12 protein-coding genes and 1 pseudogene are annotated in these 13,888 nt (G+C 28.8%); 7 read left to right on the top strand and 6 right to left on the bottom strand.

Translation table 11 applies throughout. The features are described from left to right. Nucleotides 1-20: 20 nt before the first annotated feature. From BN1173_RS03285 to ylqF, 3 genes and pseudogenes are all read right to left on the bottom strand, one after another. The gene (locus tag BN1173_RS03285; RefSeq protein WP_012538382.1) at nt 21-824 is read right to left on the bottom strand and encodes an ABC transporter permease; all 804 of its coding nucleotides are present in this window, start codon (nt 822-824) and stop codon (nt 21-23) included. Nucleotides 825-829: 5 nt separating this feature from the next. Next, a pseudogene (locus BN1173_RS03290) lies at nt 830-1,877 on the bottom strand (ABC transporter ATP-binding protein). Between the two features lie 86 nt (nt 1,878-1,963). Further along, nucleotides 1,964-2,815, bottom strand: coding sequence for a ribosome biogenesis GTPase YlqF (gene ylqF, locus BN1173_RS03295; RefSeq protein WP_014696472.1), 852 nt, complete (start codon nt 2,813-2,815; stop codon nt 1,964-1,966). 148 nt (nt 2,816-2,963) lie between these two features. Between ylqF and BN1173_RS03300 the strand changes: the two genes are divergently transcribed. Continuing rightward, the gene (locus tag BN1173_RS03300) at nt 2,964-3,650 is read left to right on the top strand and encodes an N-acetylmannosamine-6-phosphate 2-epimerase (protein WP_342773482.1); all 687 of its coding nucleotides are present in this window, start codon (nt 2,964-2,966) and stop codon (nt 3,648-3,650) included. A gap of 46 nt (nt 3,651-3,696) precedes the next feature. Continuing rightward, complete coding sequence (locus BN1173_RS03305) at nt 3,697-5,256, top strand: PTS transporter subunit EIIC (protein ID WP_025400866.1); 1,560 nt, start codon at nt 3,697-3,699, stop codon at nt 5,254-5,256. A gap of 28 nt (nt 5,257-5,284) precedes the next feature. Here the strand turns inward: BN1173_RS03305 and BN1173_RS03310 are convergent, their stop codons facing one another. The 3 genes from BN1173_RS03310 to BN1173_RS03320 form a co-directional block, all read right to left on the bottom strand. Then, nucleotides 5,285-6,274, bottom strand: coding sequence for an alpha/beta hydrolase (locus BN1173_RS03310; protein WP_040236597.1), 990 nt, complete (start codon nt 6,272-6,274; stop codon nt 5,285-5,287). Nucleotides 6,275-6,286: 12 nt separating this feature from the next. Further along, nucleotides 6,287-6,805, bottom strand: a complete 519-nt coding sequence (locus BN1173_RS03315; protein ID WP_012538388.1) for a ferric uptake regulation protein — start codon at nt 6,803-6,805, stop codon at nt 6,287-6,289. 91 nt (nt 6,806-6,896) lie between these two features. After that, a complete protein-coding gene (locus tag BN1173_RS03320; RefSeq protein ID WP_246040050.1) occupies nt 6,897-8,318 on the bottom strand; it encodes a histidine kinase in 1,422 nt (473 codons plus the stop codon). A gap of 494 nt (nt 8,319-8,812) precedes the next feature. On the opposite strand from BN1173_RS03320, the gene groL reads away from it, so the two are divergent. From groL to secF, 5 genes are all read left to right on the top strand, one after another. Continuing rightward, nucleotides 8,813-10,447 carry a chaperonin GroEL gene (gene groL, locus BN1173_RS03325; protein ID WP_014696477.1) on the top strand — a complete coding sequence of 545 codons (1,635 nt, stop codon included), beginning with the start codon at nt 8,813-8,815 and terminating at the stop codon, nt 10,445-10,447. A 60-nt stretch (nt 10,448-10,507) separates the two neighbouring features. Beyond that, nucleotides 10,508-10,804, top strand: coding sequence for a hypothetical protein (locus BN1173_RS03330; protein ID WP_014696478.1), 297 nt, complete (start codon nt 10,508-10,510; stop codon nt 10,802-10,804). A 15-nt stretch (nt 10,805-10,819) separates the two neighbouring features. Then, entirely contained in the window at nt 10,820-11,143 is a 324-nt protein-coding gene (gene yajC / locus BN1173_RS03335) for a preprotein translocase subunit YajC (protein ID WP_012538392.1), read from the top strand. 80 nt (nt 11,144-11,223) lie between these two features. Further along, complete coding sequence (gene secD, locus BN1173_RS03340; RefSeq protein ID WP_040236602.1) at nt 11,224-12,987, top strand: protein translocase subunit SecD; 1,764 nt, start codon at nt 11,224-11,226, stop codon at nt 12,985-12,987. Continuing rightward, nucleotides 12,971-13,867, top strand: a complete 897-nt coding sequence (gene secF / locus BN1173_RS03345) for a protein translocase subunit SecF (protein ID WP_040236604.1) — start codon at nt 12,971-12,973, stop codon at nt 13,865-13,867. The genes secD and secF overlap by 17 nt, the downstream gene beginning before the upstream one ends. The last annotated feature ends 21 nt before the right edge of the window (nt 13,868-13,888 follow it).

Raw genomic sequence — 13,888 nt, forward strand, 5'->3', positions numbered from 1 at the left:
ATTTTAAGCATGTTAATACCTCATATTTTTTCTGTTTTTTGCATTAATTTAATTATTGTTAAATTAAATATTACTATGACTATCATTAAAATAAATGATATAGCAGATCCTGTATTCCAATCTGGTACAAATAAAAATTGTTTTTCAATTAAATTTCCAAGTAAAATTTGTTTAGAACCTCCTAGAAGATCTGAGATAATGAACACTGTGATTGAAGGAATAAATACCATTATTATTCCTGTAGCAAGATATGATAATGTTAATGGTATTTTGATATAGATTAATATTTGCCACATCCTAGCCCCTAGGTCCCTTGCTGCTTCGATGTATTCATATTTTATTTTTGAGAGCCCTATATATATTGGTAAAATCATAAATGGTAAAAAATTGTATATCATACCAATTATTACAGCTTTTTCATTGTAAAGTAAATCCATGGGTTTAAATCCCATTGCTATAAATAAATTATTGATAATGCCGTTTTTTCCAAGTATTCTAATCCAAGCATAACTTCTAAGTAGGGTATTAATCCACATAGGGAGTATTATCATTATAATTAAATTGTTTTGAGTACTTTTTTTTGACATAGATATAAACCATGCTGTGGGATATCCAATTAATATGCAAAAAATTGTTGTAATTAATGCGAAATTTATACTTCTTGAGAAAATTCTTAAGTAACTTGGTTCTAATAATCTTATAAAATTTGCAAATGTAAATTCGTTTCTTTCATTAAGAAACCCTAGAGTTATTATTATGACTAATGGGAAGATAATGAAGATTAATAAGAAGAGACTATATAATGTTAACATTATTTTATTCATACTTATTATTCCTTACACATTACATGAATGTCATCAGGGCCTAGTGAAATATCAACTTCTTCACCAACTTTTGTCAATTTTGTACTTTGGACTAACCAATTAGATTTTTGAATTTCTAATGTCATTTCGTAGTGTACACCCTGAAATATTGCGGAAGTGATTACACCGCTTAAATGTCCTTGACCTTTTGGTAATATTTTTACATCTTCTGGTCTGATTACAAGGTCAACAGATTCATTATTTTTAAATCCTTTATCAAGACATTGAAAAGTTTTTCCAAACATTTTCACTACAAATTCTTTTTCATAAGTTCCTTCAAAAATATTGCTTTCACCAATGAAGCTGGCTACAAATTTTGTTTTTGGTTCGTTGTAAATCTCTTCAGGTGTTCCAATTTGAAGAATTATTCCTTCATTCATTACTACTATTCTGTCGCTCATTGTTAATGCTTCTTCTTGATCGTGTGTCACATAGATAAATGTTATTCCGAGTTTTCTTTGAATTTTTTTAAGTTCTCTTTGCATTTCTTGTCTCATCTTTAAGTCTAGAGCTGAGAGAGGTTCATCTAATAATAAAAGTTTTGGTTCCATAATTATTGCTCTTGCTATTGCAACTCTTTGTTTTTGTCCGCCTGATAATTTATTAATATTTCTATATGCGTATTTTTGCATGCCAATTAGTGAGAGTACTGTTTTGACTTTTTCTTTGATTAAATTTTTATTTAATTTTTTTATTCGCAGTCCAAATGATATATTGTCAAAGACATTCATGTGTGGAAATAGAGCATAGTTTTGAAATACTGTGTTGATCTCTCTTTTATTAGGTGTAATTTTTGAAATCTCTTTTGATAAAAAATAAATTTCTCCTTCTTTTTGATTTAAGAAACCACCTATTATTTTTATTAACGTTGTTTTTCCGCATCCTGATGGGCCAAGTAAGGTAATAAATTTATATTACTTCCTTTTTAAATTAATTGGTTGTTAAGGGTCTTTGTATATTACTATCTGTGTAATAATGTTTTAAATTTTTAATCTCTAGGATGTAATTATCCAACTAATGGGACCCTCCTTTTTGTATGAGCCTATTATAAGCCACATGAGACTAGATTATACTTTATATTAATGCTTATGTAAATGATTTTATTTATTGCTGTTATCAGGTCTTAAGTCAAGTATAATTTTTCCAAATTTTCCTTCCCTGTATTCTTTTATAAGTATTTTTGATGCACTCTCAATATCCATTCCATACTTTTTATTGATAAATCCTCTTATTGTTGCAAATTCTTCTAAAATTTTGAGTGCGTCTGTTGATATTATATTATATTTTCCTATCAATTTGGTTTTGTTTTTTATGTGCATTTCTTTAAGTAGATATAGGGCAAGTTCTGTATTATCTATAATTTCATTTTTGATCATGTCTAATATTGCTAATTTTTTTGCTATTTCTTGATTTTCTAGGTTGTGCCATAATATTCCTGGCATGTCGAAGATATTAATATCTTCATTTACTTTTAATATTTGTATATTTTTTGTGTGTCCTGGTTTATTTGCAACACTTGTACTTTTTTTGCCTACTAATAGATTAATTATTGATGATTTTCCAACGTTTGGAACCCCAATTACTAAGACTTTTATTTTTTCTTTATAAGTTTTAATTTTTTTTGTGTTAGCTATTTTTCTTATATTGTTTATTATTTGTTTTTTTATTCCTTTTTTATATATGTTTGTGATTAATACATTATTACCAAGAGTTTCAAAATATTTTTTCCATTTTAAAATTTCTCCTTCTTGGACAAGATCTGATTTATTTAAAAGTATTATTTTATCTTTATTTGAGTTTTTAATTATTGTTTCTATGAGCGGGTTTTTGCTACTAAATGGAGCCCTGGCATCAAGTATTTCTAATACAATATTTGTTTTTTTGATATTTATCTGTATTAACTCTAAGGCCCGTTTCATATGACCTGGAAACCAGTTGATTTTATTTGACATTTTTATATTCTATCCTAATATAATAAAAAGAAAAATACATTTTTTTTATGTTAAACTTGATTTTTGTATAAGTTGAATTGTATAATAACTATATATCTGTAAGCTTTTTTAGAAGCTCTTTTAGATGATTGTGTTATAGGAGGTTTTTATTATTAAGAAAGGTCTTATTGTGTCTTGTCAAGCACTTGAAGGGGAGCCATTGCATAGTAGTTTTATTATGTCTAAGATGGCTTTGGCAGCAAAAATGGGAGGAGCTGTTGGAATTAGGGCTAATGGTGTTCTTGATATTAGTCAAATAAAATCAGAAGTTGATTTGCCCATTATAGGTATTATTAAGAGAGTTTATCATAATTCTTCTGTTTATATTACACCTACTCTTAAAGAAGTTGATGAACTTTGTGATGAAGGGGTTGAAGTGATTGCTCTTGATGCTACTTTTAGGAATCGTCCCGATGGGCTTTTGTTATCTGAATTTGTGAATAGAATTAAGGAAAAATATCCTAGCCAATTATTAATGGCAGATATTGGGTCTCTAGATGAGGCTTTAAATGCAGATCAGCTTGGTTTTGACTTTATTGGTACAACTTTGCATGGATATACAGAAGATACTAAGGGATTTAATATTGCTGATAATGATTTTGCTTTTTTAAAAAGTTTACTTAAATGTAATTTGAAAGCGCAATTGATAGTTGAAGGCAAAATTGATACTCCTCTTAAGGCTAAGAGAAGTTTTGAGTTGGGAGTTTCTTTAGTTGTTGTAGGTGGAGCTATTACACGACCTATGGAAATTACTAAAAGTTTTGTTGATAAAATAAATGAAGTTATAACAATTTAATAGTATTTTTAATATTTAATATTTTTAGGTATATAGGAGGGTTTTTATGGGGAGATTTTTTCAGAATGCCCAAAAATTTGGTCGTTCTTTTATGTTGCCTATTGCCATTCTTCCTGCGGCAGGATTATTTTTAGGAATTGGAGGTGCTTTTTCCAATCCGGCAACTATTAGTACTTATACATTTTTAGATGTATTTTTTCTTCAATCAGTTTTTAACATCATGCGTACCGCAGGTGCTATTATTTTTGTTAATTTGCCACCAATATTTGCAATTGGAGTTGCTGTTGGGCTTGCAAAATCTGATAAGGGAACAGCAGGGCTTGCGGCTTTTATTGGATATCTTGTTTTAAATTCTACAATTGGTATTTTAGTTGAGATGTTTGGTAAAGTTGAAGATTTCTCAAATGGAGCTATTGGATTAATACTTGGTATTAAAACTTTAGAAACAGGTGTTTTTGGTGGCATTATTGTTGGTATTATGACTTATTGTCTTCATAATAAGTTTAATAAAGTTGAATTTCCAAGAGTACTTGGGTTTTTTTCAGGATCTAGATTTATACCGATAATAGTTTCTCTTTCAAGTATTTTTCTTGCTGTATTGATGTTTATATTTTGGCCATTTATGCAATCTGGAATTAGTATGGTGGGTGTATTAGTTGATGCAACAGGATATGTTGGTACTCTTATTTATGGTATTTTTTTGCGAATGCTTGGTCCTTTTGGGCTTCATCATATATTTTATTTGCCTTTTTGGACAACTGGTATTGGTGGTTCTGAAATTATTAATGGTAAATTGGTAGAAGGAACTCAGAACATTTTTTTTGCGGAACTTTCATCTCATAGTACTGATAAATTTTTTATTGGAACTAGTCGTTTTATGAGCGGCAGATTTATTACTATGATGTTTGGATTGCCTGGAGCTGCTCTTGCACTTTATAGACTTGCAAAACCTAATCAAAAGGAGAAAGTTTTTGGTCTTTTGTTGTCATCAGCTTTAACTTCTTTTTTAACAGGAATTACTGAGCCCCTTGAATTTTCTTTTCTTTTTGTTGCGCCGGTGCTTTATGTAGTTCATGCAGTTTTTGATGGGTGTGCATTTATGGTTGCTCATATTTTACAGATTACAATAGGTCAGACTTTTTCTGGGGGATTTATTGATTTTGTTCTTTTCGGGATTTTACAAGGAAATGCAAGAACAAATTGGGTTTTAGTTCCAATGGTAGGTGTTTGTTGGTTCTGGCTATATTATTTTAGTTTTACTTTTTTAATATCTAAATTTGATTATAAGACTCCTGGTAGGGAAGATATTGTTAATTCTCATAATTCTTTTTCTTTAAGTAAAAATGAAGTTGTAAGGGAAGGTGATGTTAGTGTGCAAGTAGTTATGGGTCTTGGGGGACGTGATAATATTGTTGAACTTGATTGTTGTGCTACTCGACTTAGAGTTACCGTGAAAGATTCTATAAAGGTTTCAAAGAGTATTTTGGAAAGTACTGGAGCCAAAGGAATTATTATCAAGAGCAGTGGTGTTCAGGTAGTTTATGGGCCTGGAGTTAGTGTTCTTAAAAATGAAATTGAAGAATATCTTGATAATGAAGAAAATTAAAATTTTAAGCAAGTGTATGTTTTTTACATCACTTGCTTTTTTTTATGTTTTGAATAAAATCGACAGCATATTTTGTTAAATAAGATGTGTTTTGTGCACTTCTATAACTGTGATTTCCTACAGGAACATGAGAATAAGGACTTTCAACAAGAATTATTGGTATTGATTGTTTGTATCCCCCATAATTATTTATAAAATTATTTATTTCCTGAGAATCTACTGTAGGATCATTTGGGGAATAAGCTATTGTGAGTGGAGTTTTAATTTCGTTAAAACCATTAATATTAATTAATTTAACAAGACCCATCATTGCAATTATTGAATCAATTTGTCGTATTGGCGAGTGAAATATGTTGACCTTTGAGTATTCTATTCTTTTATTTTGTCTTATCTCAGGCTCATTATACCCTCCTGTTATTAGATAAGCAATTTGACGTCCCCAAGGGTAATAAACTAAATTTGTTCTTTTGTCTTTAGGATAGATATTAGGTGATATTAAAACGGCAGAATGTATTTTGTCTTGATAGTTTTTTAATGCCCAAATAACACAGGCACCGCCGTTTGAAGTTCCAATAAGTATTAGTTTTTCTCCTATTGATTGGCCAATTTGGATAGCTTCATCGATGTCTCGTAACCAGTCTTTAGTATTAACCCCTTTAAATGCATTTTTATTGTCAATTCCATGGCCTTTAAGCCTTGTAAAGAAAATATTTGCTTTTAATGCTCTAGCTATATTATTAGGAATAGGATAAATTTCATTTTTTGATGCTCCAAAACCGTGAATATATACCACTGCATACTGTGTTTTTTCCTTTTCTTTATTCCATATAATTTCTTTTTTTGTGTTTTCTACCAAATTGAATTTGGACTCTTCGATGAGTAGGTATTGATCAATTTCTTCAAGTTTATTTGGAATTTGAGTTTTGTCAAATTCATTTCTAAATATTAATATTGATGGATTAATGGTTTTTACAGAAAAATAAAAATAAAGTTGAAAAAGTGAGATATCAATGTTCATATATTTTTTCCTTTAATGATTGTCATCATTGGTGTTGTATTCTTCTTGTTGAGATTCTTGATGACAATTATTACATGCTCCTGAATAAATAATTTCAATGGATTTTGTTTTCCATTCTTCTCCAAGTTTGTCTTTCAGAATATCTTTAATGTCATCAAGTTGTATTGGATAAACTTGATTGCATTTGTTGCATTTAAAGTGAGCTATTGTAGAAGTCAAACTTAGATAAAATCTTGTTTCTTTTTGGTCTGTTGTTTTTATATCTTTAAGAATGTTGCGTTCTTTTAAGATATTTAGCGTATTGTATACTGTTGCTTTTGATAAGCTTGGTATTTCTTTTATGAGTTTGTTATAAATTTCTTTTGCTGTAAAATATTCTCGTGGATTTGATGCAATATGTAAAATTATTCTATTTCTTGAATGTGAGGCTTTCATGCCCAACTCTGTTGTTAATGATTTTAGCAAGATAGGGTCATTAGTAATTCCGACTTTTTCTAAAGTAGAATGTACCTCGATTGTATTGTTGTTCATATATAATACCCTTTATTATTTAAGATTAAGTACTTTAATGTCCTTATAAAAATAATTTTATAACGGTTTATTAATATTTTGCTACTGATAGCTATTTATTTTCATTTTTTTTTATATTTGGATAAAAAAGTAAAGTTTTTATTTTTGAGTTTATTTTTATTTTATTATCAAAATTATTATTATTTGGTAATAAGAGTAAATTTAAACTTAAAGAATAATTTTTCAAATCCTCAATTTTTACTTTATTATAAGATCCTCCTATATTTAAGATAAACCATCTTTTAAAACCTTTTTTTGCAATTTTGTAATTTATTGTATATATAACACATTTTTCAATGTTTAAAAAACTGATGAAAAAATTACTGTTTTGATCGCTTCCTTTGGATATTAGAAATTCTGTTCCATTAATATATCCTTGAGTATCTTTTTTTGTTTCAATAATTTTTTCATAGGTGTCAAGATCATTGTATCTTGCCGTAATTTTTAGGTTCGTCCCTCTTTCAACTTCAAATATGGGTATTTCTAAACTTGAATATTCGGTTAAGTAATTTATATTATTTGTATTTAGCTTTTTATTGTTACAATTTATGACAGTAGTAGGCCATACTAATTTGAGAGATATAAAAAAGCTTGCAAGATTTTCATCCAAAAAGAAATCTATTATTGATTTTTCTTTTGCATTGAAATTTAAATATTGTCTAATACCTATAATTTTTTCATTTGAGAATGAAAATGAACTCTCAATAATTGGTTCTATAATGATTTCTTTTTTTGATAAAGTTTTAATATAAGTTCTACATGAATCTAGAAATTCAGAGTTTTTTTCTTTATATTTGATTCTATTTAATTTGCCTTCTTTAAATTTTACATAATATTTTTCATGGGATAATGTAAAATTACCTTCCATATTATATTCTAGATTTTTGCTTGTAATAGGTTCTGGATTTTGTGATTGGTTTTCAAAATTTTTATTAGTTAAAAATTCTTTTAAAGAAGCTTCATTTATTTGATATTCTTTGAGTCTTTTATTTTGGAATTGCAGTACTAATGCTTGTTCTTTTAATGAATTAAATTCTGGAATTTCTAAAAGTTCTGTGTTTATTTTTTTACCCTCTAGATTTTGTATCTTAATGCTATAAAAATTTGTATCTAATTCTTTTAAAGAGAGCAAGAAATTTTTTAATACTTGATTATCATAGATGTCTTTAATTTCATGGAAATAAATGAGTGAGTCTGTGTTTTGTTTTCGTATATCAGGTTCTTGTATTTCTGATAAAAATTGACAGTTATTTTTATAGAAAACCAAATATTTTTTGTTATTTTTTGCAATCCTTATGCCTTCTATATAATTGAAATTAAGTTTTCTGTATAATTCAAGTACTCTTTTTCTTAGTTTTTCCATATTATAGAGATAAAATGTGCTAGGATTATCTTGAAATAAATCTTTGTATCCGCTTTTGAATGGGTTTTTTAAGGCCCAGTACAGATCTACGTGTATCTCATCATGTAGCATGTATTCATGAGGACTTCCACTATATGTGCTTGGAATGTATATATCTTCGTTATTTTTAAGTCTTTTAAAAAACCATTCATTTAATTCTGAATTTAGTTTTAAAATTTCAAAAAAATATGTTGGGAATGTCCAGTGTATTTTATAAGTTAGTTTTTGACTTTCAATTAAGTATTTGGCATTTGATAAAATGGAATATAATTTGCTCTCAGCAAATGAAGTTATTGAAACAATAACAATATAAATTTTTGAATTTCTAAGGCCGTCTAAACATAATAAAAAATCTTTACATAAGTATATATTAAATTAGTATAAATGGTATTGTTTTTCCAGTAAATTACTATATATAGGTTTCTTTATTTTTTATTATTTTGGCTTGATTAATGAAACAAAAAAAATTATATTTTTATAGTGATTATGTATGAAGTTCATGTTAACTTTGTAATGTGCTATTTATTATTTAACTTTAAATTTTATACTTAAAAGGAGTAAAATTTATGGCTAAGGACATATATTTTAATGAAGATGCTAGAAAGAGTTTGCTTAGCGGTATTGAAAAATTATCAAATGCTGTAAAGGTCACTCTTGGTCCTAAAGGGAGAAATGTTTTAATTGATAAAAAATTTGGTTCTCCTATTGTTACAAAAGATGGAGTTAGTGTTGCTCGTGAAATTGATCTTGAAAATTCATTTGAAAATATGGGAGCACAACTTTTAAAAGAAGTTGCAATTAAGACAAATGATTTGGCTGGAGATGGAACTACTACGGCTACTGTACTTGCTTATGCAATTGCAAGAGAAGGACTTAAAAATGTTTCTTCAGGAATTAATCCAATTGGAATTAAGAAAGGAATAGATCATGCTGTGGCTTTAGCTGCTGAAAAAATTCGCAAATCTGCTAAAAAAATTACTACCAAAGAAGAAATTGCACAAGTTGCATCTATTTCTGCAAATAATGATACTTCAATAGGTGAAAAAATTGCAGAAGCAATGGACAGAGTTGGCAAAGATGGGGTTATTACTGTTGAAGAGTCAAAAACTTTTGATACTACAATTTCTTATGTTGAGGGTATGCAGTTTGATAGAGGATATTTATCTCCTTATTTTTCCACAAATAAAGAAAATATGAGTGTGAGTTTCGATGATACTTATATTTTGATATGTGAAAAAAAAATTAGCACAATTAAAGAACTCTTACCAGTGCTTGAAAAAGTTGTAAATACAAATAAGCCTTTGTTAATTATTGCTGAGGATATTGAGGGAGATGCTCTTGCTGCGCTTGTTTTAAATAGTGTACGTGGTGCTTTGAAGGTTTGTGCAATTAAGGCTCCTGGATTTGGTGATAGACGTAAAGCAATGCTTGAAGATATTGCTATACTTACTGGAGGGGTTCTTGTTAGTGAAGAACTAGGACTTACTCTTGAAAATGTTGAACTTGAACAACTTGGTCAAGCTAAGTCAGTAAAAGTTGACAAAGATAATACTACTATTATTAATACTGGAAATAGAGATCAAATAAGAGAGCGTGCTGAGCTTATTAAAAAGCAAATTGAAGAGACAAGTTCTGAATATGACAAAGAAAAATTACAAGAACGTCTTGCAAAACTTGTTGGTGGTGTTGCTGTTATTAATGTTGGTGCTGTTACTGAAGTAGAACTTAAAGAGAAAAAACATAGGGTGGAGGATGCTTTATCTGCAACTCGTGCTGCTGTTGAGGAAGGTGTTGTTCCTGGTGGTGGATCAACTCTTATTGAAGTTGCTATGTATCTTGATACAGTTGACGTAAGTAAGCTTAGTTATGAAGAGAAGCAAGGTTTTGAGATTGTGAAGAGGAGTCTTGAAGAACCGATGAGACAAATAATCTCTAATGCTGGATTTGAGAGTTCTATTTATATTCATCAGATTAAGACTGACAAGAAAGGACTTGGTTTTGATGCAGCAAGTTTTAAATGGGTTAATATGATTGAGAGTGGTATAATTGATCCTGCTAAGGTTACAAGAAGTGCTCTTCAAAATGCAGCTTCAATTGCAGGATTGTTATTGACAACTGAATGTGCTATTACTGAAGTTAAGGAAGAAAAGAATAGTGCTGGGGGCAATTATCCTATGGATCCAGGAATGGGAATGATGTAAGTTAATCCTTTTTTCAGATTTCTCTTTTATTAGAGTTTCTATTGTTATAAGGATAAAAATTTGAGTGAGAATGAATTTGTATTTTGTATAGGTTATGATGGGATTAGGGCTATAATAGATAAAGAGCTTCTAGGTCAACATAAAGATAAAAGTGTGGAAGAGCTTTTTAATCTTGGATTTTATAGAAGCGCTTTTAGTAAAGCGCTTTATAGGAAAGATGATGCTCTTATTGATTATTTGATTAAAAGGTATAATAACATTAGTAACTCTACTTATAGTAGAAAAGAGGAGCTTGAGCTCCTCTTTGGGGTAATTTATCCGGATGATATTGCTAATATAAAGGTTACTTATGTTTAAAAATTAGGAAATTTTATGTTTTTATTGCAAGATTTTAGTCATAGTAGTAGCTTCTTTAGAAGCTTATTAGTTTTTGTTCCCGTAATAGCTATATTTTGGTTTTTAGTGATATCTCCTCAACGTAAAGAAGAGAAGAAAAAGAAAGAAATGCTGAAAAGCCTTAAAAAAGGTGATAAAGTTTTAACCATAGGTGGAATTTTTGGAGTTGTTAAGAGAGTTGATGATTCTGAAGTTTTGCTTGAGCTTAGTGAAACTTCAGAGGCAAAATTTGTAAAAAGTTCAATTGAGAAGGTTATTTTTGACGAAATTAAGGATAAAAAATTAAAAAATGAGAAGTAATTTGCAATTTTAATATATAATGTTAACTTAACATAATAATTTAATTTTAACTTGAGATAATAAGGATAAGGGTATTATTTATGAATAAAGTCTCTAAATTGATATTAATACTGTTTGTAACTTCTTTTGCTTATTTTTTAATATTTCCTACTCTAAAATGGTATTTTTTTACTAAAGAGAAGGATAAACAAATTAGTTCATATTCAAAAGAGGCTTTAAGAGATTATTCTAAATCGCAGGCTTTAAGTTCTCTTGTGAAACTTAAGGAATTGTATCGAAAAAATCCGAAGGGTCAAATTCCAGATGATTTAAAATATTTAATTCCAGTTGCAAAAAATAATTATAAGACTTATGGAAGGGAATTTCCCAAATCGTTTAATGATATAGAAGCATTAAGGGGTGGTTTTTTAACTGATTCTGATATTGAAGAACTGAGTCTTGAAATTTATAGATATTATGAAGAGATCAAGCGAAATAAAAACAAAATAATACAACTTGGGCTTGATTTATCTGGAGGAGTAAGTGTTACTATTTCTCTTGATTATTTAGAGCTTGAACAAAGATTAGGAAGAGCTTTAAGTGTTCTAGAAAAGGAAGAAGCTATTGGTCGTACGATGCAAATACTTAAGGAAAGGGTAGATACTTTTGGACTTACAGAACCTAAAATTACAAGAGAAGCAGGTGGAAATAGAATTTTTTTAGATATTCCAGGAGAGAAAGACGAGAGACGTGTTGATTCTCTTTTGGGTGGTAAAGGAAATTTGATCTTTTATGTTGTTGATCTTGATGCTACTTCTGTTCTTAATTCTAAGATATTAGAAGCCGGTCCCCTTTATTCTATACATGATATTAAAAATAGCATGAAACTTGATGATAGTAAAAAAATTTTTCCCTGGTATATAAAGGATGCTTATGGGGTTGATGATGAGGCAAGAGTGCGTTATTATGTTGTTGATTTTGGTCTTGACAATTCTTTTGATGGGTCTCATATTCAAGATGCTGGAATTTTAAGTGAGCCTAAAACGGGAAAGGATATGGTTACATTTACTTTGGATAGTGAGGGTAGTGAGAAGTTTTTTGCTTTTACTCAAAAAAATGTTGGAAAAACTTTAGCTGTAGTTATGGAAGGTAAAATTAAGTCAGTAGCCAATATTAATCATGCTATTGCTGGTGGAAATGTATCAATTCAAGGAGATTCTTTTGATAAGAAGGAGGCACAGGAACTTGCATTTGTTTTTAAAACAGCAGCTTTTCCTGTTGAGATAAAAATAGATGATTTAAGGATTATTGGTCCTACTATTGGAGAAAAAACAATTGAACTTGGCATAAAGGCTTCTCTTCTTGCTCTTGTTTTGGTCTTTTTATTTATGTTTGTATATTATAAAACAAGTGGTTTTGTTGCAGGATTTTCATTGGTCATTTATAATTTGTTTTTAATATTGGCAATTCTTTCTGCATTTAATTTTACTTTAACTCTTACAAGTATTGCAGGTCTGGTATTAACGATGGGTATGGCTGTTGATATTAATATAATTATTTATGAGAGGATTAAAGAAGAGATTAGAAATGGTAGAAAATTTGAAAGAGCATTTGAAGATGGATTTAAAAAAGCCTTTTGGGCAATAATGGATTCAAATGTTACAACATTTATAGCTGTGCTTTTCTTGACTCTTCTTGGAACAGGGACTATTCAAGGTTTTGCGTGGTCTTTATCTATAGGGATTGTGGCGTCACTTTTTAGTAGTTTAGTCTTTTCAAGGTTTATTTTGGAATTGATTATATCTTTGAATAGAAACAAATGTGTAAGTATTTCTTGGAGTTCAAATTATGCAAAAGGTGTTTAATTTTTTAAAATATGGAAATAAAGCTATTATAGCTAGTTTTTGTATGATTTTTTTAGGTTTTATTTACACCTTTATGTATCATGGTGGTTATAATTGGGGAGTAGATTTCTCTTCGGGTGTAAATATTAATTTTGTGATAGATAAAGCAGGTATTAAGGATTCTGATATAAAAAGAGTGCTATCTTCATTTTATAAAACATTTGATGTTAATGAAATTATTGCAAATGATTCTAAGAGTCATTTTGATATTATAATAAAGTCAGAGGTGACTGATTATTCTTTGAAAAAAGAAATTCATAGTATGTTGCTAGATAAACTAGGTATTGAGTTTGATGCTAATGTTGAAATTCTTGATTCTTATTTTATTGATTCAAGATTTTCATCTGTTTTAAGGACAAAGTCTGTTTTGTTGGTTTGTTTAACATTTGCCCTTATTTTAGTTTATGTGACATTACGATTTAGATTGAGTTATGCTGTGTCATCAATATTTGCAACTATGCATGATATACTTTTTGTGATTGCTTTTTTAGGTTTATTTAGAATAGAAATAAATAGTTCAATAATTGTTTCTATATTGACAATTATTGGATATTCTTTAAATGATACGATCATTATTTTTGATAGAATTAGAGAAAATTCTAGGAATATAACAGATAGTTCATTTTTAAATGTTTTAAATATAAGTATTCATCAAACTTTGTCAAGGACCATTTTAACATCTATTACTACATTTGTTGCTGTATTTTCTATATACATATTTACCGAAGGTGCTATTAAGGATTTTTCTTTGATATTTATGGTAGGTGTTGTTGTTGGTGCTTTTTCTTCGGTTTTTATAGCTTCTCCTATTCTTTTAAGTTGTTATAAAAAAATCAAATAGATATTTTGTTATAATATTATG

Origin of the sequence: Borrelia crocidurae (assembly GCF_000825665.2) — a bacterium.
Lineage (GTDB): Bacteria > Spirochaetota > Spirochaetia > Borreliales > Borreliaceae > Borrelia > Borrelia duttonii.